19 protein-coding genes and 1 tRNA gene are annotated in these 20,424 nt (G+C 75.0%); 13 read left to right on the forward strand and 7 right to left on the reverse strand.

All coding sequences use genetic code 11. The features are described from left to right. Positions 1-8: 8 nt before the first annotated feature. Entirely contained in the window at positions 9-677 is a 669-nt protein-coding gene (locus tag ET526_RS04095) for a polysaccharide deacetylase family protein (protein WP_240048246.1), read from the forward strand. After that, on the forward strand, positions 674-1,660 hold the full coding sequence (locus ET526_RS04100) for a sterol desaturase family protein (RefSeq protein WP_135466408.1): 987 nt from the start codon (positions 674-676) through the stop codon (positions 1,658-1,660). Before ET526_RS04095 ends, ET526_RS04100 begins: the two co-directional genes overlap by 4 nt. A 32-nt stretch (positions 1,661-1,692) precedes the next feature. On the opposite strand, the gene ET526_RS04105 is transcribed toward ET526_RS04100, so the two are convergent. Beyond that, positions 1,693-3,519, reverse strand: a complete 1,827-nt coding sequence (locus ET526_RS04105) for an ABC-F family ATP-binding cassette domain-containing protein (protein WP_135466409.1) — start codon at positions 3,517-3,519, stop codon at positions 1,693-1,695. Between the two features lie 141 nt (positions 3,520-3,660). Next, positions 3,661-3,921, reverse strand: coding sequence for a type II toxin-antitoxin system Phd/YefM family antitoxin (locus tag ET526_RS04110; protein WP_135466410.1), 261 nt, complete (start codon positions 3,919-3,921; stop codon positions 3,661-3,663). A 131-nt stretch (positions 3,922-4,052) separates the two neighbouring features. On the opposite strand from ET526_RS04110, the gene ET526_RS04115 reads away from it, so the two are divergent. The 3 genes from ET526_RS04115 (at position 4,053) to ET526_RS04125 (ending at position 5,450) form a co-directional block, all read left to right on the forward strand. Continuing rightward, positions 4,053-4,760, forward strand: coding sequence for an RraA family protein (locus ET526_RS04115; protein ID WP_135466411.1), 708 nt, complete (start codon positions 4,053-4,055; stop codon positions 4,758-4,760). Positions 4,761-4,794: 34 nt separating this feature from the next. Next, positions 4,795-5,277, forward strand: coding sequence for an acyl-CoA thioesterase (locus tag ET526_RS04120; protein ID WP_135466412.1), 483 nt, complete (start codon positions 4,795-4,797; stop codon positions 5,275-5,277). An 82-nt stretch (positions 5,278-5,359) separates the two neighbouring features. Further along, a tRNA-Ser gene (locus tag ET526_RS04125) sits at positions 5,360-5,450 on the forward strand. Between the two features lie 25 nt (positions 5,451-5,475). Here ET526_RS04125 and ET526_RS04130 read toward each other — a convergent pair. From ET526_RS04130 to ET526_RS04140, 3 genes are read right to left on the reverse strand one after another with little or no spacing between them, the layout of a single operon-like run. Next, on the reverse strand, positions 5,476-7,146 hold the full coding sequence (locus ET526_RS04130) for a hypothetical protein (protein WP_135466413.1): 1,671 nt from the start codon (positions 7,144-7,146) through the stop codon (positions 5,476-5,478). A 23-nt stretch (positions 7,147-7,169) separates the two neighbouring features. Then, positions 7,170-8,666, reverse strand: coding sequence for a CYTH and CHAD domain-containing protein (locus ET526_RS04135; RefSeq protein ID WP_135466414.1), 1,497 nt, complete (start codon positions 8,664-8,666; stop codon positions 7,170-7,172). A gap of 29 nt (positions 8,667-8,695) precedes the next feature. Then, complete coding sequence (locus ET526_RS04140; protein ID WP_135466415.1) at positions 8,696-9,238, reverse strand: SixA phosphatase family protein; 543 nt, start codon at positions 9,236-9,238, stop codon at positions 8,696-8,698. On the opposite strand from ET526_RS04140, the gene ET526_RS04145 reads away from it, so the two are divergent. Both ET526_RS04145 and ET526_RS04150 read left to right on the forward strand, forming a co-directional pair. Continuing rightward, positions 9,237-9,911: a DUF6134 family protein gene (locus ET526_RS04145; RefSeq protein ID WP_158295485.1), complete on the forward strand. Its 675-nt coding sequence runs from the start codon at positions 9,237-9,239 to the stop codon at positions 9,909-9,911. The two genes, ET526_RS04140 and ET526_RS04145, sit on opposite strands and share 2 nt — an antisense overlap. A gap of 67 nt (positions 9,912-9,978) precedes the next feature. After that, entirely contained in the window at positions 9,979-10,743 is a 765-nt protein-coding gene (locus tag ET526_RS04150; protein ID WP_135466417.1) for a creatininase family protein, read from the forward strand. A gap of 47 nt (positions 10,744-10,790) precedes the next feature. On the opposite strand, the gene ET526_RS04155 is transcribed toward ET526_RS04150, so the two are convergent. Continuing rightward, entirely contained in the window at positions 10,791-11,162 is a 372-nt protein-coding gene (locus tag ET526_RS04155; RefSeq protein WP_135466418.1) for a winged helix-turn-helix domain-containing protein, read from the reverse strand. Between the two features lie 96 nt (positions 11,163-11,258). On the opposite strand from ET526_RS04155, the gene modA reads away from it, so the two are divergent. The 3 genes from modA to ET526_RS04170 are packed head-to-tail and all read left to right on the forward strand — an operon-like array spanning position 11,259 to position 13,837. Further along, a complete protein-coding gene (gene modA, locus ET526_RS04160) occupies positions 11,259-12,050 on the forward strand; it encodes a molybdate ABC transporter substrate-binding protein (RefSeq protein WP_135466419.1) in 792 nt (263 codons plus the stop codon). 7 nt (positions 12,051-12,057) lie between these two features. Further along, positions 12,058-12,732 carry a molybdate ABC transporter permease subunit gene (modB, locus tag ET526_RS04165; protein WP_135466420.1) on the forward strand — a complete coding sequence of 225 codons (675 nt, stop codon included), beginning with the start codon at positions 12,058-12,060 and terminating at the stop codon, positions 12,730-12,732. Then, entirely contained in the window at positions 12,725-13,837 is a 1,113-nt protein-coding gene (locus ET526_RS04170; RefSeq protein WP_135466421.1) for an ABC transporter ATP-binding protein, read from the forward strand. The genes modB and ET526_RS04170 overlap by 8 nt, the downstream gene beginning before the upstream one ends. Positions 13,838-13,844: 7 nt before the next feature. Here ET526_RS04170 and ET526_RS04175 read toward each other — a convergent pair whose 3' ends face one another. Next, positions 13,845-14,801: an arsenic resistance protein gene (locus ET526_RS04175; RefSeq protein WP_240048247.1), complete on the reverse strand. Its 957-nt coding sequence runs from the start codon at positions 14,799-14,801 to the stop codon at positions 13,845-13,847. A gap of 466 nt (positions 14,802-15,267) precedes the next feature. Between ET526_RS04175 and ET526_RS04180 the strand changes: the two genes are divergently transcribed. The 3 genes from ET526_RS04180 (at position 15,268) to ET526_RS04190 (ending at position 20,423) form a co-directional block, all read left to right on the forward strand. Continuing rightward, positions 15,268-16,968 carry a sensor histidine kinase gene (locus ET526_RS04180; RefSeq protein WP_158295486.1) on the forward strand — a complete coding sequence of 567 codons (1,701 nt, stop codon included), beginning with the start codon at positions 15,268-15,270 and terminating at the stop codon, positions 16,966-16,968. 67 nt (positions 16,969-17,035) lie between these two features. Then, the gene (locus tag ET526_RS04185; protein ID WP_135466423.1) at positions 17,036-17,890 is read left to right on the forward strand and encodes a response regulator; all 855 of its coding nucleotides are present in this window, start codon (positions 17,036-17,038) and stop codon (positions 17,888-17,890) included. A 10-nt stretch (positions 17,891-17,900) separates the two neighbouring features. Next, positions 17,901-20,423, forward strand: a complete 2,523-nt coding sequence (locus ET526_RS04190; protein ID WP_135466424.1) for a hybrid sensor histidine kinase/response regulator — start codon at positions 17,901-17,903, stop codon at positions 20,421-20,423. The last annotated feature ends 1 nt before the right edge of the window (position 20,424 follow it).

Genomic DNA, 20,424 nt, shown 5'->3' on the forward strand with positions numbered 1-20,424 from the left:
GCGGGGGGATGGTGTATCTCACCATAGATACCGGCTGGGGGCGCGAGGCCGAGCGGATCGCGGCGATCCTGCGGCGGCGCGGGATACGCGCCACCCTCTTCGTCGCCGACGAGCCGAGCTTCAACGGCACCACCACCCTTTCGGATGCCTGGGCGCCGTTCTGGCGCGCGCGCGCCGCCGAGGGCCATGTCTTCGCCAGCCATACCTGGCGGCACTGGTATTTCCGCGGCGATCCGGCGCCGGGGCGCGTGCGCTACGTCTCCCGCGGCGGCAGGCAGGCGGAGGTGCTGGACCAGGAGGCGCTGTGCGCCGAGCTGAGGCGCCCGACGGAGCGGCTCCGGGAAATGGTGCCGGATGCGGTCATCCTGCCGCTCTGGAGGGCGCCGGGCGGCATCACCACCCCGAACGCCCTCGCCATGGCCGAGGCCTGCGGCCTGCGGCACCAGGGCTGGACCGCCAACGGCTTCTGGGGGGACGAGCTGGACAGCGCCGCGCACCCGAACGCCACCCTGGCCGAGCGCGCGATCCGGCGCACCCGGCCGGGGGAGGTCGTGGTCATCCACTGGGGCGTGCGCTCCCGGCAGGTGCCCTTCGCCGAGGTGCTCGACCACGTGCTCGAGGGCATCCAGGCGAGGGGCCTGTGCTTCGACGTGCTTCCCGCGGGGGGCTTGCCATGAAGGCGCTCGAGATCCTGGAAGAAGCCTATGATGCCCTGCTCGGCCGGCTGTTCGAGGACGCCGTCCAGCCGGCGCTGTATGCGCTCGGCCTGATGCACTGGTCCGAAAGCGCCTTCGAGTGGATCGAGTTCTCCCTGTTCGGCCTGCTCTCGATCGTCGTCTCCTACGCCGTGTGCAGGCCCCTGGAAGCGTGGCGGCCGGTGGAGGCGGTGCGCGACAGGCGCGCGATCCGCACCGACATCGTCTACACCCTGCTGAGCCGCCTCGGCCTGCTGCCGATCCTGGCCTTCGTCCTTCTGTCCTTCCTCAAGATCCACTGGGAGGGGCTGGTCGCGGACGCGGGCGTGATCCCGCCGACGCTCGAGACGCTTCTGCCCTGGCTACGGGACTGGCCGCTCCTAGCCTTCCTCCTCTACGTCGTCGTGCTGGATTTCGGCGAGTACTGGCGCCACAGGTTCCAGCACATGTTCCGCTGGTGGTGGGCCCTGCACTCCATCCACCACGCCCAGAGGCAGATGACGTTCTGGACCGACAACAGGAACCACGTCATCGACGATGCCATCGCGGCGCTCTGGTTCAGCGGGCTCGCGGTGCTGATCGGGGTGCCTCCCGCGCAGTTCCCCCTCATCCTGCTGATCCTGACCGTCATCGAGAGCCTGTCCCACGCCAATGCGCGCCTGCATTTCGGAAGGGTGGGGGAGCGGCTGATCGTCTCCCCCCGCTTCCACAGGGTGCATCACGGCGAACTCTCCGCGGGGGAGAAGGGAAGGAACTACGCCGTGCTGTTCCCCGTCTGGGACCTGCTGTTCGGGACCGCGGACTTCGACTCGAGGACGCCCGCGAGGACGGGCGACCCCGACGGCCCTGAGGCGCTGGCCACGGGAGGGTGGCTGCGCCAGCAGACGGAGGGGCTGCGCTACCTGATGCGGAGCATCGCCCGGCCGCGCCGGAGCGGCGGCTCGCAGCCCTCGGGCACCGATTGAGGCGGCCCGGTGGGCGCCCGCGCAGCCCCGCCTCAGCCGCCCCCGGCCTCGATCTCCTCGCGCAGCATCTCGAGCGAGAGCCACTCCTCCTCGGCCCGCGCCAGCGCCGCCTCGCGCTCGGCCAGCGCCGCGGTGAAGCGGTCGAAGCGGCCGCGGTCGCGGGCATAGAGCGTCGGGTCAGCCAGCGCCTGGCGCAGCCGCGCCACCTCCTCCTGCAGCGCCTCGATCCGCGCCGGCAGCGTCTCGAGCGCGTGCTGCTGCCGCGAGCTCAGCCGCCGCCTCGCCGGCGCCTCCCGCGCCGCCCCGGCCCGCGACGCGGGACGCGGCGGCGCGGCCGGCCGCGCCGCGGGCCCTTCCACGCCGCGCCCGCGCTGCGCCAGCATGTCGGAGTAGCCGCCCGCGTATTCCTGCCAGCGCCCGCCGCCCTCGGCGACGATCACGGAGGTGGCGACGCGGTCGAGGAAGTCGCGGTCGTGGCTGACCAGCAGCACGGTGCCCTGGTAGTCCGCCAGCACCTCCTCCAGCAGGTCGAGGGTCTCGAGGTCGAGGTCGTTGGTCGGCTCGTCCAGCACCAGCAGGTTGGAGGGGCGGGCGAGCGCGCGGGCCAGCAGCAGCCGCCCCCGCTCCCCGCCCGAGAGCGCGCCGACGGGGGTACGCGCCTGCTCGGGCAGGAACAGGAAGTCCTTCATGTAGCCGACCACGTGGCGCGGCCGGCCGCCGACGAGGACGGTCTCGCCGCGCGCCTCGCCGGTCAGCGTCTCGGCCAGGGTCCGCGTGGGGTCGAGCGCCTCCCGCTTCTGGTCGAGCGTCACCATCTCGATCCCGGCGCCGAGCCGCACCGTGCCGGAATCGGGCGCCAGCCTTCCCGTCAGCATGGCGAGCAGCGTGGTCTTGCCCGCGCCGTTCGGGCCGACCAGCCCCACCCGGTCGCGCCGCAGGATGCGCGTCGAGAAGTCCCGCACCACCGGCGGCGCATCGCCGAAGCGCTTGCAGAGGCCCTCCGCCTCGATCACCAGCGTGCCCGAGCCGGCGCCCTCGGCCGCCGCCATGCGCACCGCGCCGGCCGGGCGCAGCGCCTCGCGCCGGCGCTGGCGCAGCGCCGCCAGCTCGGCCACGCGGCGCATGTTGCGCTTCCGGCGCGCGGTGACGCCGTGGCGCAGCCAGTGCTCCTCCCGCTCGATCTGGCGGTCGAGCCTGTGGCGGGCGCGCGCCTCCTCCTCCAGCACCTGGTCGCGCCAGGCCTCGAAGGCGGCGAAGCCCTGCTCCAGCCGGCGCGTGGCGCCGCGGTCGAGCCAGACCATGGCGCGGGAGAGCGCCTCCAGGAAGCGGCGGTCGTGGCTGACCAGCACCAGCGCCGTGCCGCGCATCGCGGCGAGTTCCTGCTCCAGCCAGGCGATGGCAGGCAGGTCGAGATGGTTGGTCGGCTCGTCCAGCAGCAGGATGTCGGGGGAGGGGGCGAGCACCCGCGCCAGCGCCGCCCGCCGCGCCTCGCCGCCCGAAAGCGTCGCCGGCGCCTCCTCCCCGCGCAGGCCGAGCGCCTCCAGCAGGTGGCGGGCGCGGTGCGGGTCGTCGGCCGGGCCGAGCCCCGCCAGCACGTAGCCGAGAACGGTGGCGTGGCCGGAGAGGTCGGGCTCCTGCGGCAGGTAGCGCAGCGTGGCGCCGGGCTGCAGGAAGCGGGTGCCGGCATCGGCCTCGGCGAGGCCCGCGGCGATGCGCAGCAGCGTGGACTTGCCGCTGCCGTTGCGCCCGACCAGCGCCAGCCGCTCTCCGGGCGCCACCGACAGGGTCGCGCCCGCGAGCAGCGGCGCGCCGCCGAGGCGGAAAACGATGTCCTGCAGCAGGAGGAGCGGCGCGGTCATGCCGGCGCCCCACCATGGCGCGCCGCCGCGGTCAAGGGGCAGGTGCCGCGCCCCGTGCCGGCGGAAACCGGGGATGCACGCCGGCCGCGGCGAAATCCGGGCGGTTGCGCGCGGAGGCGTCCGGCGATGTCGCCGGCCGGGTCAGGGCTCCTCCGCTCCGATCACCGGCGGTCGCGGCGCGGAGAGCCAGAGGCGGCGATAGGCGTCGAGCGGCAGCAGCACGAAGGCGTCGCGCCCGTGGCGGGTCAGCACCACCGGGCCACGCAGCATCCGGTCGATCAGCCCGGGCAGTGCCGCCTCCAGCGCCTCGAGCCCGGCGCGCGGCAGCCCTTCCAGGCCCGGCGCCGGATCGCCCTCCGGCGTCGTGCGGAGCGCCTCGTCCTCGTGGCGGCGTGCGGGCATGGCGGGCCTCCGGCGGGGAGGGAGCAGGATGCGGACCCTTCCGCCCCGCGCGCAACGCTCCCCGGCACGGGGCGGGTTTGACCCGCGGCCCCGTCTCAACGATCCTTGCGCGCCGAGGAGAGGACCCCCCGATGCCCGATCGCCCCTTCACCAGCGCCGATCTCGAATTGCTGCGCAAGTGGGACACGCCCACCATCTGCAACGCGCTGGAGATCGTGGTGCCGGCGCGCCGGGCGCGCGGCTTCTCCTACCGGCCCTTCGTCGTCGCCGACCCGGCGCTGCCGCCGATCTGCGGCCTGGCGCGCACCGGGCGGATCCGCGCCGCCGCGCCCTCCGGCCGCTCCCGCGAGGAGGACCGCGCCGCCCGGCTCGGCTGGTACGAATACGTCGCCGACGCCGACCTGCCGACCGTGGTGGTGATCGAGGACCTGGACGAGGAGCCGGGCTTCGGCGCCTTCTGGGGCGAGGTGAACTCCGCCATCCACAAGGGGCTCGGCGTGCTCGGCTGCGTCACCAACGGCTCCTTCCGCGACATCGACATGCTGGCGCCGGGCTTCCAGATCCTCGGCGGCGTGGTGAACCCCTCGCACGCCCATGTGCATGTCGTGGATTTCCGCGGCGAGGTGACGGTCCATGGCATGCCCTGTGCGCATGACGAGGTGGTGCACGCCGACCGCCACGGCGCCGTGGTGATCCCGGCCGAGGCGGTGCGCGCCCTGCCCGCCGCCATCGAGCTCTGCGCCCGGCGCGAGCGGGTGATCCTGGACATGGCGAAGCGCGACGATTTCGGCATCGCCCGGCTGCGCGAGGCGCTGGCCGCGGCGGAGGAGATCCATTGAAGCCCGCGTGGCGCTGCCGGGGAGCAGGGACGGGGTGAGCGGCAGGATCGTGCGGACGGAAGGCGGTCCGCTGGCGGTGGTGCGCCCGGAATGGGTGGACGCCTACGGCCACATGAACATGGCCTTCTACCTCGCCGTGTTCGACATGGCGACCGACCACCTCTGGCCGCATCTCGGCCTCGGCCCCGCCTTCCGCGCCCGCGGCCTCGGCACCTTCGCGGCCGAGACCTGGGTGAACTACGTGCGCGAGGTGCGGGAAGGGATGCCGCTCTCCTGCACCAGCGAGGTGCTGGCCTTCGACGAGAAGCGCCTGCTCGCGGTGCACGCCATGCACCATCAGGAGGAAGGCTGGCTCGCGGCCGAGAACGAGGTGCTCTACCTCTGCGTGGACCTCGCGGCGCGGCGGGTCAGCCGCTGGCCGGAGGACGTGCTGGAGCGCTTCGCCCGCCTCCGCACCGGCGCCCCGCCGCGGCGCCTGGCGCTCCGCCGGCGCGAGCCTCCCTCGGGCGGGGGCTGAGCCGCGGACGGGGCGCCCGGACGGGTTGCGGCCCCGCCGCCGCTTGACTAAGTTCCGGCCCCTCCCGGCCCGCCCGGGAGACGGATGGGTGGCCGAGTGGTCGAAGGCGCGCGCCTGGAGAGCGCGTATACGCCCAAAGCGTATCGAGGGTTCGAATCCCTCCCCATCCGCCATCCCCTGATGCCCGCCCCGGGCGCGTCAGGACGGCGCCACCTCCCATCGCCAGCGCTGCAGGTCGAGGCCGCACAGCCCGTCGAGCCCGTGCGCCGCGGCGTAGCGGCGCACCGCCGCGAAATACTCCGGGCGCGGCGGGAAGCTCTCCGGCCAGAGCGGCGGGTTGAAGGTGGAGATGCCGTTGATCGTCGGCAGCCCCAGCACCTCGGCGATCAGCATCGCCTCGGTGTTGTGGTTGTAGATGTTGTCCACCTCCTCCCCGAAGCGGCTCTCGGTGCGGGCGGCGGTGACGAAGAAGGCGCGGCATTCCGCCGGCGCGGGCGGCACGGAGCGCAGCCGGGCAAGCTCCAGCGGCCGGTCGAGGAAGCGCGGCGCGTAGGCGTTGAGCTGCTCCGCCACCAGCAGCGCCGCCAGCAGGCCGAGCGCCGGCCCCGGCCAGCGCCGCGCCCGCGCCGCCAGGAAGGCGAGGGCGAGGGCGATCACCGGCACCACCAGGAACACTTGGTAGCGCGCGACCACCCGCGCCGCCCGCGCGCCCGGCACGAACTCGTAGACCAGCCACCAGGGCGAGGCGCCGCCGATGCGCAGGGCCAGCGCCCAGGTCGCCAGGGTGGCGATGGCGAGCGCCCGCAGGAAGGCGGTGCGGTCGTCCTCCGCCGCGCCGCCGCGCCAGAGCCAGGCGAGCGCGGCGGCGAAGGCCAGCAGCAGCAGCGGCGGCAGGCCGGTCATCTGCTCCGACCAGAACGGCATGTCCGGGCGGAAGGCGGCGTTCAGCGCCCGCACCAGCCAGCCCCAGAGCAGGTTCCGCTCCCCGACATGGATCAGGTCGAGCGGGGAGAGCGTGTACTGCGCGACCATCCCTGCATAGTCGTGCATCCCCGTCTCGCGCGCCTTGGGCAGGTAGAGGCGGAGGAAGGGCAGGTTGAGCAGCAGGGCGAGGGCGCCGAGCGCGCCGAGCGCCGGCAGCGCGCCGCGCAGCGCCGCGAGCAGGCGCCGCCGCCGCTCCGCCCCGGCCACCGCCAGCCAGGCCAGGAGCAGCGCCGCGCCGAGGAAGGCCGCGTACCAGGCCATGTAGTAGCCGGTCATCAGCATCAGCGCGTGCCAGGCGAGGAACCCCGCGCCCCAGAGCAGCAGCACCCCCTGCCGCCCCCGCAGCAGCGCCGTGAGCGCGCCATGCGCCAGCACCGCGAGCAGCGGCACCAGCGAGACGCTGAAGAGCTGCACGTTGCTCGCGCGGATGGCGAGGTTGTTGCTCAGCGTGAACAGCGCCGCCCCGAGCAGCGCCCAGCCGAAGGAGAGGCCGAGCACCCGCCGCGCGGCGAGGTGGAAGCCGAGGAAGCCGATGGCGCGCAGCGCCATGTTGACCAGCTCGCCCGCCAGGAAGGGATCGGCGCCGAGCGCACGGAAGCCCGCGAACAGCAGGCCGAAGGCGAGGTAGCCGTCATTGTAGCCGAGCGTCGCCGGCACCGGGTGGAAGTAGTGGGTGGTGTCCCAGGCGGCGCGGCCGCGCAGCACGTTCGCCCAGTGCTCCATGATGGAAAGGGCGATCACCCCGTCATGCCGGTCGCCGTTCAGCAGGGTGAAGCCGTCGGCGATCTGGCCGCGGAAGAACAGGCCGACGCAGAGAGCGCAGGCGGCGAGCAGCGCCGCGAGGCGCGGCAGGGCGAAGGACGCGGTCGGCGGGGCTTGCGGCATCGGCGGTCGGGGGCGGGCGTGGGTCAGCCGGCGCGCCAGAAGGGGTCGAGCGGCAGCAGCGCGTCCCAGGCCGCATGGGCCCGCTTGCGCGCCCGCCCGGCGCGGGCAAGGGCGAAGCCCTCCACGGCCCCCACCGCCCAGGCCGGCACGGAGGAGCCGAGGGAGCCCACCAGGCTCCGCGCCACCGCGGCGTCGTTCACCGTGCCCAGCGCCTCCTGCAGCGCCGCCAGGCGCTTGAGGAAGCGCCGCGCCGGCTTGCCCGGCCAGAGCGGGGCGAACAGCTCCGCCGCGTAGCGCAGGCGCTTGCCGGTGAGGCGCAGCGCATGCAGCGCCTCCGGCGTTAGCGCGCGGATCTCCTCGCCCTCCGCGCGCAGCCGGCGCCAGCGCCGGTCGAGCACCCGCGCCGCGAAGTCGGGGGGCGCCGCCTCCAGCAGCGCCGCCTGCTTCGGCGCCTCGGCGGCTGCCTCGCGCCAGGGGCGGCAGAGGAGAAGCGCGATGCCGTCCAGCGCCAGCACCCGGAAGCCCGGCCCCTCAAGGGTCCGGCGCAGCGTGCGGTAGGCGAGGAGCCGCCGCGCCTCCATCGCCTTCAGCAGCGCGGCGATGCGGCGGTCGCCGGGGAAGCCCGCCGTCACCCTGGCGCCGAGCCCCTCCAGGAACACGTCGAGGTCGCGCGCCGCGCCAAGGGTGGCGGCGAGGTCCCTGAGCCCCGCCTCGAAGGCCGCCACGGCGGGGCAGCGCGCGGCGGGGCGGAAGGCGCGGAGCACCGAGCGCAGCCGGCGCAGCGCCACGCGCATCTGGTGCACCCCCTCCGGCCCCGCCTCGGGGCGGCAGAGCGGCGCCTGGTGCAGCAGCACCTCCAGCAGGTGGCCGGCGGCCCCGGCGAGCGCCGCCTCCACGGTCGCCGCGCCGCCGATCTCCGGCGGTCCCGCCCGGCGCGGCCGGGGCGCCTCGCCGCGGGCGAGGGCGCGGCCCTCCTCGGCGAGGGCGGGCCCCGGCAGCAGCGGGAGGTCGGCAGCCAGGGCGCGGGCGAGGGCGAGCACCGCCTCGGGGGCGCCGGAGAGGCGGAGCCGCGCCGCCGGCCGCTCGGCCGCCACGGCACGCAGCCTGCCCGAGCGGAGTTCGAGCTGCACCGGCCCCGAAGGTGCGGCGAGGGGGATGAGGAGGCGCCGGCCGCTGAAGGCGGCGACCGGCATGGTCGCCTCGCCGGCCGGCGCCGCCTCCTCCGGCGCGGCGGCGGGCGGGGTGCCGGGGATCCAGGCCTCCCCCTCCTCCGGCAGCACCCGCAGCAGGCGGCGCGGCCCGCGGCGCGGCGCCTCCGCCACCAGCCCCGCCGCGGCGAGCGCGCCGTCGGGCGTGTCGAGCCAGATCAGCTCCTCGGCCGTGCCGCGCGTCCGCCCGGCGCGCGCGGCGCCGATCGCCGGATGGCGGGCGAGCCGCGGCGCGGCCGCCGGATCGAGGACGAATTCAAGGTCGAGCCAGGGCCTGTCCTCGGCGGCCCCGGCTCCGGCCGTCCCCGGCATCGGCTCGGCATGGAGGGCTTCGAGGACGGTCAGGCCGGTATCTCCCCCGTGGTCGGCAGGTCGCGCGGGGCGAGGAAGCGCACGAGCCGCCCGCCGCCCGGCTCCAGCAGCCGCCAGGGGGAGGCGATGCTGAACTCGGCCAGCGCGCCCGTCGGGTAGGACTCGGCGAGGCGGCGCGCATCGGGGCCGGCGGTGGCGAGGCCGGCCGCGCCCATCAGCGCCAGGGCGAATTCGTGCAGGCCGGGATTGTGGCCGATCAGCATCAGGCTGCGCGCCGTCTCGGGCACGCCGCGCACCACCGAGAGCAGCGTCTGCCACGGCGCGAGGTAGAGCTGGTCCATCGGCTCGACCAGGGTGCCGGCCTCGAGCGGGCGCAGGGCATCGAGCGTCTGCAGCGTCCGCCGCGCCGAGGAGACGAGCACGATGTCCGCCGAGAGGCCGAGTTCCCGCATCGCCTGCGCCATGGCAAGAGCGGCCCGCCGGCCGCGCGTGTTGAGCGGCCGGGCGTGATCGGGAAGGCTCGGGTCGTCCCAGGAGGACTTCGCGTGCCGCAGCAGCAGGAGCTGACGCATGTTCGGGATGTTGCCACGGCCGGACCGCCCTGTCGCGCCCCCTCCGCCCGGGGCGGCGTCGGCGCGGCCCGGCCGGCGTGCGCTGCTCCTGGCCGTGGCGGGCCTCGCGCCGGCGGTGCCGGCGGCCCTGGCCGCGCGCGCCCCGCTCCGCTTCCGCATCCTGCGCGAGGGCGCCGAGATCGGCACCCATCTCGTGACCTTCGCCGGCACCGCCGGGGCGCCGACCGCGCTGACCGAGGTGGACATCACCGTGCGCCTCGCCGGCTTCACCGTGTTCCGGATGCGCCACAGCTTCCGCGAGAGCTGGGCGGAGGGGCGGCTGCGGGAGGCGGCCTCGCGGCTTGACCGCAACGGGCGCGTCTCCGAGATGGCGGCCCGCGCCGAGGGGGATGCGATCCTGGTGGAGGGAACGGCGGGGGCGCGGCGCCTGCCGCGCGAGGCGGCGCCGCTCACCTGGTGGGAGACGCGGCGCTTCGGCGGCCCGCTCTTCGACAACGCCACCGGCCGGCCGCTGCGCCTGCACTGGACGCGCACCCCGGCGGCGGGGGGGATGGTGCGCTGGCGCTGCACGGGAGACACCGAGGCCGAGGGGCTCTACGCCGCGGACGGCACCTGGCTCTCCTGGGCGACGCGCGGCGACGACGGCAGCGCCGTCACCTACGAGCGCGCGTGACGCCCGGCCGGCTTGCGCCCCCCGCGGGCCGGCGCCAGGATCCCGCGCGGGAGCGGGAGGAGACGCGATGGCCCCCGAGATCGAGTGGATGCACCTGACGGCGGAGGAGCTGCGCGCCCGCGCCGCGGCCGACGCGCTCGTGATCGTTCCCGTCGCCTCCCTGGAGCAGCACGGCCCGCACCTGGCGACCGGGGTGGACATCGTGCTCGCCACCGCGGTGGCGCAGCGCACCGCGCGCCGGCTCGCCGCGGCCGGGCAGGCGGTGGTGGTCACGCCCTGCGTCTGGACCGGCCTCGCCGAGCATCACATGGCCTTCGGCGGCACCGTCACGCTCGACTACGAGGCCTTCGCCGGGGTGCTGCGCGGCATCCTGCGCAGCGCCGCGCGCGGCGGCTTCCGGCGGGCGATGCTGCTGAACGGGCATGGCGGCAATGCCGAGGCGGTGGCGGTCGCGGCCTCCGCGCTCTCGGTCGAGCTCGGCATCCGCGTCGCCGCCGGCACCTACTGGCACGTGGCGCCGGAGGTGATCGCCCCGGTGCTGGAGCGCCAGCCGGGGCTGATGCACGCCTGCGAGGCCGAGACCTCCATGATGATGGCGCTGCTGCCGGAGGCGGTGCGGCGCGAGCGGCTGGCCGAGGCGCACGGCCCCGCCTCGACGCGGGTGGAGGGGCAGCCGCCGGCGCTGGCGCTGCGCCGCTCCTTCCGCGACCTCTCGCCGTCCGGCGTCATCGGCGATGCCCGCGCGGCGACGGCGGAGAAGGGCGAGCGGCTGCTGGAGGCGATCTCCGCGCGGATGGCGGAGGTGCTGCGCAACCCCGCCCTCTGGGCCTGACGCCCGGCGCGCAAGGCCCTGCGGGTGTCGGGGCGCCCGGCGGGATGTCACCGCCGCAGCCGCGCGCGCAGCCGGTTGAGATGGGGCTCCGTCGCCGTGATCGCCGCGCGCTCGACCTCGCGGTAGGTCGCCAGGACCTCCTCCCCCAGCGCGCTCAGGCGCGCCCCGCCGCCGCGCGCGCCGCCGACGGTCGCCTCCACCAGGGGCGCGGCGAAATCCCGGTTCAGGGCCGAGACCAGATCATGCGCCCGCTGGTAGGACATGCCGAGGCGCCGGCCGGCGGCGGCGATCGAGCCGGTATCGCGGATCGCCTCGAGCAGCGCCGCCTTGCCCGGGCCGAGCGCCACCCGCTCGCTCAGGTCCAGGCGCAGCGTGATCGGCAGGCGCGAGGCGGGGGAGGCGGCGGGTCTGCGGGGCATGGCGCCAGACAATCACGCGCGGCGGGCCCGTCCAAGCGCGATGGACAGCGTCGCCGTCGCCTCGCTATCCGTAAAGGAAGATAGCGAGGGGTCCCGATGCACGCCTTCCCGTCACCGCGCCGTGCCCTGGCCGCGCTGCTGGCGCTGCCCGTCCTCCTTCCCCGCGCCGCCCGCGCCCAGGCGCAGCCGCCCCTCGTCGCCGGCGCCGCCGACCTGCAATTCGCGCTCGAGGAGGTCGCGCAGCGCTTCCGCGCCGAGACCGGGCGGCAGGTGCGGCTTTCCTTCGGCTCCTCGGGCAACATCACGCGCCAGATCGAGCAGGGCGCGCCGGTGGAGCTGTTCCTCTCGGCCGACGAGGCCTTCGTCTTCCGCCTGCACGAGGGCGGCCACGCGCGCGACCGGGGCACGCTCTACGCCGTCGGCCGGATCGTGCTGTTCACCCCGCCCGGCTCGCCGCTGCGCACCGACCAGGGCATGGCCGCGATCCGCGCCGGGCTGGAGGCGGGCCGGATCCGCCGCTTCGCCATCGCCAACCCCGAACACGCGCCCTATGGACGCGCCGCCGAGCAGGCGCTGCGCGCCGAGGGGCTGTGGGAGCGCCTGCAGCCGCACCTCGTGCTCGGCGAGAACGTCTCCCAGGCCGCGCAATTCGCCCTCGCGGGCGGAAGCCAGGGCGGCATCGTCGCCTACTCCCTGGTCCTCGCCCCGGCGCTTCAGGGGCGGGGCGCCTTCGCGCTGATCCCCGACTCCCTGCACGAGCCGCTGCGCCAGCGCATGGTGCTGACGCGCCGCGCCGGGCCGGTGGCGGAAGCCTTCCACGCCTACATGCAGGCCGCGTCCGTGCGCGAGATCATGCGCCGCTACGGCTTCGTCCTGCCGGACGAGTGAGCCCGCCATGGACTGGGTCGCCTTCCGGCTTTCGGTCGAGCTCGGGCTCGCCACCCTCGCGCTGCTGATGCCGTTTTCGGTCTGGCTCGGCCGGGCGCTGGCATATCGCCGCTTCCCCGGCCGCGGCTTCGTCGAGGCGGCGGTGGCGCTGCCGCTGGTGCTGCCGCCGACCGTGGTGGGCTTCTACCTGCTCGCCGCCTTCGGCGCGCAATCGCCGCTGGGCCGGGCCTGGGAGGGGCTGTTCGGCCATGGCCTCGCCTTCTCCTTCGAGGGGTTGCTCCTCGCCAGCGTGATCGTGAACCTGCCCTTCGCCGTGCAGCCGGTGCAGAACGCCTTCGCCGCCATCCCCCCCCGCGTGCGGGAGGCGGGCGCGGTCTCCGGCATGGCGCCCTGGCGCGTGCTGCTGCGCATCGAACTGCCGCTCGCCTGGCCCGGCATCGCCACCGCCGCGGTGCTGACCTTCGCGCACACGCTGGGCGAGTTCGGCGTGGTGCTGATGGTGGGCGGCGCCATCCCCGGCGAGACGCAGACCATCGCCATCGCCATCTACGACCGCGTGCAGGCCTTCGACGATCGCGGGGCGGGGATCATGTCGGCGGTGCTGCTCGCCGTCTCGGTCGCCGCGCTCGGCCTCACCAACACGATCTCGCGCCGGGTCGGACGGCGGACCAGGGATGCCTGAGGGATCCGAGGCGGGCCTCGAGGTCGCGCTCGGCTCCGAGACGCCGATCCCGCTCGACCTTGCCTTCACCGCCGGGCCTGGGGAGGTGCTGGCCCTGGTCGGCCCCTCGGGCGCGGGCAAGTCCACCGTGCTGCGCTGCATCGCCGGGCTGCACCGCGCCGAGCGCGGAAGCGTGCGGTGCGCAGGCACGGCTTGGTTCGACGCGGCCTCCGGCCTGTGCCTGCCCGCCCATGCCCGGCGCGTGGGCCTGGTCTTCCAGGACTACGCCCTGTTCCCGCACATGACGGTGCTGGAGAACGTCGCCGCGGCGATGGGGCACCTGCCGCGGCGGGAGCGCGCCCCGCGCGCGCGGGACCTGCTGGCGCGGGTGCATCTGGCGGGACTCGACGAGCGCCGCCCGGCGGAGCTCTCGGGCGGGCAGCAGCAGCGCGTCGCGGTGGCGCGCGCCCTGGCCCGGGAGCCGGCGGCCCTCCTGCTGGACGAGCCCTTCTCCGCGGTGGACAGGGCGACGCGGCGGCGGCTGCAGGCGGAGCTTGCCGCGCTGCGCCGCGGCCTCTCCATCCCCGTCCTGCTCATCACCCACGATCTCGACGAGGCGCTGATGCTCGCCGACCGGATGGTGCTGATGCATCGCGGCCGCGGCCTGCAGACCGCGCCGCCGGCCGAGATGCTGGCCCGCCCCGCCTCGGCCGAGGTCGCGCGTCTGCTCGACCTGCGCAACCTGTTCCGCGCCCGGGTGGAGCGCCACGACGCCGGCGCCCGCACCACCTGGCTGCGCTGGGGCGAGCGGCTGGTGGAGGCGGCGCACGCCCCCGCCTTCGCGCCCGGGACCGAGGTGGACTGGCTGGTCCCGGCCTCCGGCATCGTGCTGCACAGCCGCCTGCGCCCCTCGGCGGGAGAGCGCGAGAACCCGGTCGCGGGGCGGATCGCCGAGATGATCGTCCTCGGCGAGGAGGCGCGGATCACGCTCGATGTCGGGGACCCCAGGGGGCATCCGCTCCGTTTCGGCCTGCCGCTGCACGTGGCGCGGCGGAACGGCCTGGCGCCGGGCGTGGCCGCCACCGTCTCGCTGCTGCGGGAGACGATCCACCTGATGGCGCCGTGACTCCCTCTCAGCGCCCGAACAGCCGGGGGACGATGCGGAGGAAGACCAGCATGCCGAACAGCTCGACCAGGGATTGCAGCACGATCACCAGCGCCGCCGCCCGCGCCTCCGGCATCGCCAGCGCGATCGGCAGCACGACGAAGGAGTTCCGCGTGCCGAGGCTGAAGGTGAGCGCGGTTCCCGAGGCCGAGGGCAGGGCGAGGCCGCGCGCCAGGAGAAGCCCGAGCGCCAGCGCCCCCGCCAGGTAGAGCGCGAACACGCCCGCCACCGCGGCGAAGCCCTCCAGCGCCCCGAGCAGCGCCTGGCCCTGGCCGAGCGCGATCAGGAACATCACCGCCGCGAGCAGCGGCACCGGCCAAGCCCCCAGGGCCTGCACCGCTCCCGCTCCCGTCCGCGACCGCTCCGCCCAGCGTTCCAGCAGGAAGGCGAGGCCGAGCGGCAGCAGGATGATGGTGGCGAAGACGAGCAGCAGGCGCTCCGCCGGCAGGATCACCAGCTCCGCCGCGCCGAGGAAGGCCCAGAGATAAGCCGGCAGGAGCAGGAACTGGAGCAGCAGCAGCCAGGGCACCGCCGCGATCAGCCCGGCGGTGTCGCCGCCCGCGAGATGGGTGAAGCTGATGGACCAGTCCGTGCAGGGCAGGAGCAGCACCAGCAGCACGCCGAGGCGGATAGCCGGATCGGGCGGCACGAGCGGCCACAGGGCGAGCAGGAGCAGCGGCACCAGGACGAAGTTGCCGAGCAGCAGCGCCCCCAGGAGCCGCGCATCGCGCAGCGCGCCGGCGATGCGGGTGAGCGGCACCTGGGAGAAGGTGGCGAAGAGCAGCAGTGCGAGCAGGGGCCAGAGCAGCGCCTCGGCCGATTCGGCGGCGGCCGGCCACAGCAGGCCCGCCCCGAGCCCGGCCAGGACGGCGGCGAGGTAGAGCCAGACCTGCAGGCGTTCGAGGGTGGCGCGGCCTGGCATCATCGGGCTGGCTCCTGCGGTCTGCGGCACAAGCGAGCCGGCCGGAACGGCGCGGCGGGAACGGCGCTGCAAGATGCGTGCCGGGCGCGGGCAAGCCAATGACTGTTCATCGGCAGCATGAGGCGCCGCGATGGGGCGCCTGGATTGCGCGCGGGACAGAAAAAACCGAACGATACCGCAATGGTCTTCGCGTTGCCGGAGGGTCGTTACCACCAGAAAGCGTGACACGAACCTGTGATTGTACTATAAGTCCTCTGGCGCTGTCTCGTGACGCGCAATGGCAGTCTGGCCGGCCGGGCTGCACGCTGAAGGATGGCCGAATGCGCCCACACGCGTTGCCGAAGTCCGAAGCCGGGGCCTGTACCAGCTTGCCCTGCGCCCTGCCCCTGCGGGCGGCGCCAGGATGCCGCGGGCGCTGGGCGCGGCGGGGCTGAGGCGGCCGGCGGGGGGACGGGGCGGCGCCGCATCCATGGTCGCGTTCCCTTCACATCCGGGCGCCCATTCCGAACCCGAGGAGGGCCGCGCGCGGCCGGAACCCGGCCTGCGCCTCGCGATCCTCCTCGGCACCGGGGCGGTCGCCGCCTTCCTGCTGGGTGCCCTGGCCCTGCATGGCATCACGGCGCCGCAGGCGCTGCTGGACGCCAGCGGGACGGAGGAGCCGGGGGCGGCCTCCTGGGCCGTGCTCTGGTTCGTGGCGGCGGCGGGCGCCGCCGGCCTCGGCGGCGGCGCAGCCCTGCGCGGCCACCTGCGGGTGCGGGCCCTGCGGCAGGAGAACGCGGCGCTCCGCTCCCGGCTGATGGCCTTCACCGAACTGTCGCCGGCCTTCGACCTCAGCGCGGTCATCCTCCGCTCTCCCGATGGGGTGATCCGCCACTGGTCGGCCGGCTGCGAGCGGCTGTTCGGCTTCACCGCCGCCGAGGCGCTGGGGCGGCTCTGCCACGAGCTGCTGAGCACCCGCTTCCCGGATGGCGGGCGGCGCACGGTGCAGGAGGAGCTGCTGCGGCGCGGCGAATGGCGGGGGGAGCTGCGTCATCGCCGCCGCAATGGCGGGCCCGTCGTGGTCGCCTCGCACTGGATCCTGCGGCGCGACCCCCAGGACGGGCGGCCGCTCGCCGTCATCGAGGTGCATGCGGACGCGACGGCGCTGAAGACCGCCGAGGCGGCGCTGCGGGCCGGCGAGGCGCGGCTGCGCCTGGCGCAGGAGGTGGCCGGGGTCGGCATCTGGGAGTGGGACCCGGAGGAGGACCTGTTCGTCTGGTCCCCGGAGCAGCACGCGCTGTTCGGCCTGCCGCCCGGTGCGCCGGCACCCTGCACGCTCGAGGCCTTCCTGGCGCTGATCCATCCCGATGACCGCGTCGCGGTCCGCGCCGCCGCCTTCGCCGCGCTCGATTCCGGCGAATACGAGGTGGAGTTCCGGGTGCCGCGCGTCAGCCGCAACGGGGCCGAGACGATCCAGTGGCTGATCGGCCGGGGCCGGCGCATGCCCGGCCTTGCCGGCCGGATGGGCGCGATCCTCGGCGTGAACGTGGACATCACCGCCCGCAAGCAGGCCGAGCAGCAGCAGGCGCTGCTGATGCGGGAGGTGGATCACCGCGCCAAGAACGCCCTCGCCGTGGTGCAGGCCGTGCTGCGCCTGACCCGGGCCGACAGCGCGCGGGCCTTCGCCAAGGCCGTCGAGGGGCGCGTGGCCGCGCTCGCCCGCGCCCAGACCCTGCTCACCGAATCGCGCTGGGCGGGGGCCGGGCTGGCCTCCATCCTGCGCGGCGAGCTGGCCCCCTTCATGGGCAGCGGCGGCATGGCGCGCGTCGTGCTCGAGGGGCCGCCGGTGACGCTGGTGCCGGAGGCGGCGCAGCCGCTCTCGATGACGCTGCATGAGCTGACCACCAACGCCGCCAAATATGGCAGCCTGTCCGTCCCCGGCGGCTCGGTCAGCGTGTCGTGGCGGACCGACGACCGCGAGGGCTGCCTCCGGCTGCGCTGGGCCGAGGCGGGGGGGCCGCTGATCACCGGCCCCCCGGCCAGGCGCGGCTTCGGCTCGCGCGTGGTGGAGGCCACCATCCGCGACCAGCTCGGGGGGACGCTGGTGTTCCGCTGGGAGGCCTCGGGCCTGGTCTGCGAGCTCGCGATCCCGATGGATCGCGTTCTCGCCTCGGGTCCGGATAAGGAGTAAGGGGGCTGAGGCACCAGCGGCCGTCAGCCTGCGTGCAGCAACGGCCGGGGCCGTCGAGAGTTTGAGCATGGCGATCATTCTGATCCTCGACGATCGGGCCACCAACCGGAACATCTACGCCCGCCTCGCCACGGCCATCGAGCCGGGCGTCTCGGTCGAGGTCTTCGCCGATCCCAACGACGCGTTGGAATGGCTCGAGCACAACCGCGTCGATCTGGTGATGACCGACTACAAGATGCCCGGCATGGACGGCGCCGAATTCACCCGCCGCCTCCGCGCCCTGCCCACCGGCAAGACCGTGCCGGTCGTGGTCGTCACCGCCTATGACGACCGCAATTTCCGGCTGCGGGCGCTCGATGCCGGCGCCACCGATTTCCTGCAGAGCCCGATCGACCATTTCGAGATCGTCACCCGCGCGCGCAACCTCCTCGCGCTCGGCCGCAAGGCGGCGATCACCGGCGCCCTCCCGAGCGGGCCGATCCCGCCGCCGCTGCCCGCCGAGGGGCAGCGCGCGCCGGCCGCGGCGGATCTGCAGGAACTCGCCCGCATCCTGGACACGGTGCCGGCGATGATCAGCGCCGCCGACCGGGAGGGGCGCTGCGTCTATGCCAACGCCACCCTCGCCGCGGAGCTCAACGCCTCGGTGGCGGAGCTTCTCGGCGCGCCGCCCGAGCGGCTGTTCGGACCGGTGCGCGGGGCGCGCAGCCGTCGTCACGACCTGGCGGTGTTCCAGTCCGGCAAGGCGATCGAGCCCTACCGCGAGGACCTGCCGGCGGGCGAGGGCCGCCAACGCTTCTTCGTCACCAGCAAGCGCCCCCTGCGCAACCCATCGGGAGAGATCGCCGCGGTGCTCACCACATCCTTCGAGGTGACCGGCGTGATGCTGAACGAGCCGGGGCCGTCCCTGCGCAGGGCGGGGTGAGGCCGCGCCGATGCAAAGGCTTCCATCCGGGATACGGCGCTTCCTCCGCTTCGGCTCCCTCCGGGGCGAGGCGGGCAGCGAGCAGGAGATGAGCTTCAACCGGCTCCTCTTCGCCACCGTCTTCTGCGTCTACCTGACCACCGCCGGCCAGGAGGCGGCCGATCCCGGCCTCTACGGCCTGGCGATCTGGAGCGCGCTCGCCCTCGGCATCTTCGTCCACATCCGCCTGCGGCCGGAGCGCTGCACCATCCGCCGCTCCTTCGCCCTGCTGCTCGACATGGGGATCCTGTCCTGGTTCCTGCATGTCGGGGGCGAGACCGCCTCGCCCTTCTTCCTGGTCTATCTTTGGGTCGCGCTCGGCAACGGCTTCCGCTTCGGCGTCCGCTGGCTGGTCGCGGCGATGACGGTCTTCCTGCTCGGCTTCGGCTGGACCGCCTGGCACACCCCCTTCTGGAACGAGAAGCCGCACCTCTCGGTCGGCCTCCTGATCGGCTCCTGCGTGCTCGCGGCCTATGCCGCGGTGCTGATCCGCAAGCTGAACCACGCCCGCCACCTCGCCGAGCAGGCGAGCGAGGCCAAGAGCCAGTTCCTGGCGAGCGTCAGCCACGAGCTGCGCACGCCGCTGAACGCCATCATCGGCATGGGCGGCCTGCTGCGCGAGACGCCGCTCGACCGCGAGCAGCAGGAGATGGCGCGCACCATCGACAGCGCCGCCAAGTCCCTGCTCTCGCTCATCAACGGCATCCTCGACTTCTCCCGCATCGAGGCGGGTGCGGCCAGGGCCCGGCCCGAACCTTTCGAGCTGGTGCCGCTGCTCGAGGAGGTGCGGCGGATGCTGCTGGCCCAGGCCCGGGAGAAGGGCCTGCGCCTGTCCCTGCACGTGACGCCGCGCACGCCCGCGCGCATCGTCTGCGACCGGGGGCATCTGCGCGACATCCTGCTCAACCTGGTCGGCAACGCGGTGAAGTTCACCGAGGCGGGCAGCGTGGTGGTCGCCGCCGACGCCGCGGAGGCGGCTCCGGGCCGGCTCGCCCTCCGCTTCGAGGTGACCGACACCGGCATCGGGCTCGACCCCGAGGCGCAGGCGCGGATCTTCGAGCGCTTCACCCAGGCGGACGAGACCATCGCCAACCGCTTCGGCGGCACCGGCCTCGGGCTCGCCATCTGCAAGGGGCTGGTGCGGCTGCTCGGCGGTGAGATCGGCGTGGAGAGCGCGCCGAAGCGGGGCAGCACCTTCTGGTTCACCGCCGAGGCGCTGCGCGCCGAGGGGGAGGAACCCGCCCCTCCGCCGCTCGCCGGCATCACCGCCACGCTGCTCACCACGGCGCCGGAGGCGGCGGCAGCGCTGGTGGCCCCGCTTGCCGGGGCGGGGGCCGCGGTGCGGGTGCAGGGGGTGGCGCCCGCGGCGCTGGGGGCGCTCTGGGGCGAGGGGGAGACGGCGCCGGCCCACCTGCTGCTGTGCGCCCCGGAAGGGCAGGAGCCGATCCCCGAGGAGGTGGGGCTGGCGCTGCGCGGCCAGGGCGACTTCGCGGAGTACCCGGTCTTCGCCCTCGGCGGCCCGCAGGCGGAGGGCCTGCCCGCCCCTGGGCTGCGCCGGCGTGTCGCCGCGCTGCTGCCGGAGGAGCCGGCGCCGGGCGCGCTGCGCGCCGCGCTCCGCATCGCGGCGGCGCAGCTCCTGCCGGAGCGGGCCGAGACGCAGCGGGCGCTGGTGCCGGTCGCGGAAGGGCAGGGGCTGCGGGTGCTGGTCGCCGACGACAACGGCGTGAACCGCCGCGTGGTACAGAAGATCCTCGAGCGCGCCGGCCATCAGGCCACCCTGGTCGCCAATGGCGAGGAGGCGCTCGATGCGCTCGACGCCGGCTCCTTCGACATCGTGCTGATGGACGTCAACATGCCGGTGCTGGACGGCATCGAGGCGACCAAGATCTACCGCGTCACCTCCCTTGGCCAGCGGCACGTGCCGATCATCGGCCTCACCGCGGACGCCACGCCGGCCGCGGCCGAGCGCTGCCGCCAGGCGGGGATGGACGCCTGCCTGATCAAGCCGGTCGAGCCGGCGAGGCTGGCGGAGATCCTCGAGGCCTATTGCCGGAGCCCGGCGCGGGAGGCCCCGGCCTCCGCCGCGCAGGTGGCGCACATCGCCTCCCACCCCGGCTTCCGCCGCGGCACGCCGCCCTGGGACGCCAAGGTGCTGGCCAATCTGGAGGCGCTGGGGGGGCAGGACTTCGTCACCGGCCTTGCCCAGGACTTCCTGCAGGATGCCGAGCAGCTCGTCGCCGCGATGGAGGATGCGCTCGACAAGGGCGACCTGCGCCGCTTCCGTTCCGAGGCGCATGCGCTGCGCAGCGGGGCGGCGAATGTGGGGGCGCTCGCCATCCGCGACGCCTGCGGTGCGGCGGAGGCGATCGGCTTTTCCGACCTGCCGGCCTCCGGCCCGCGCCAGCTCCGGGTGATCGCCGCCGAGGTCGAGCGCGCCCGGAAGGCCCAGCCCGGCCTTCCGGGGATGGAGGGCGACCGGCACGGCGCGCTCTGAC

This window comes from Crenalkalicoccus roseus, from assembly GCF_004761865.1.
Taxonomy (GTDB): domain Bacteria; phylum Pseudomonadota; class Alphaproteobacteria; order Acetobacterales; family Acetobacteraceae; genus Crenalkalicoccus; species Crenalkalicoccus roseus.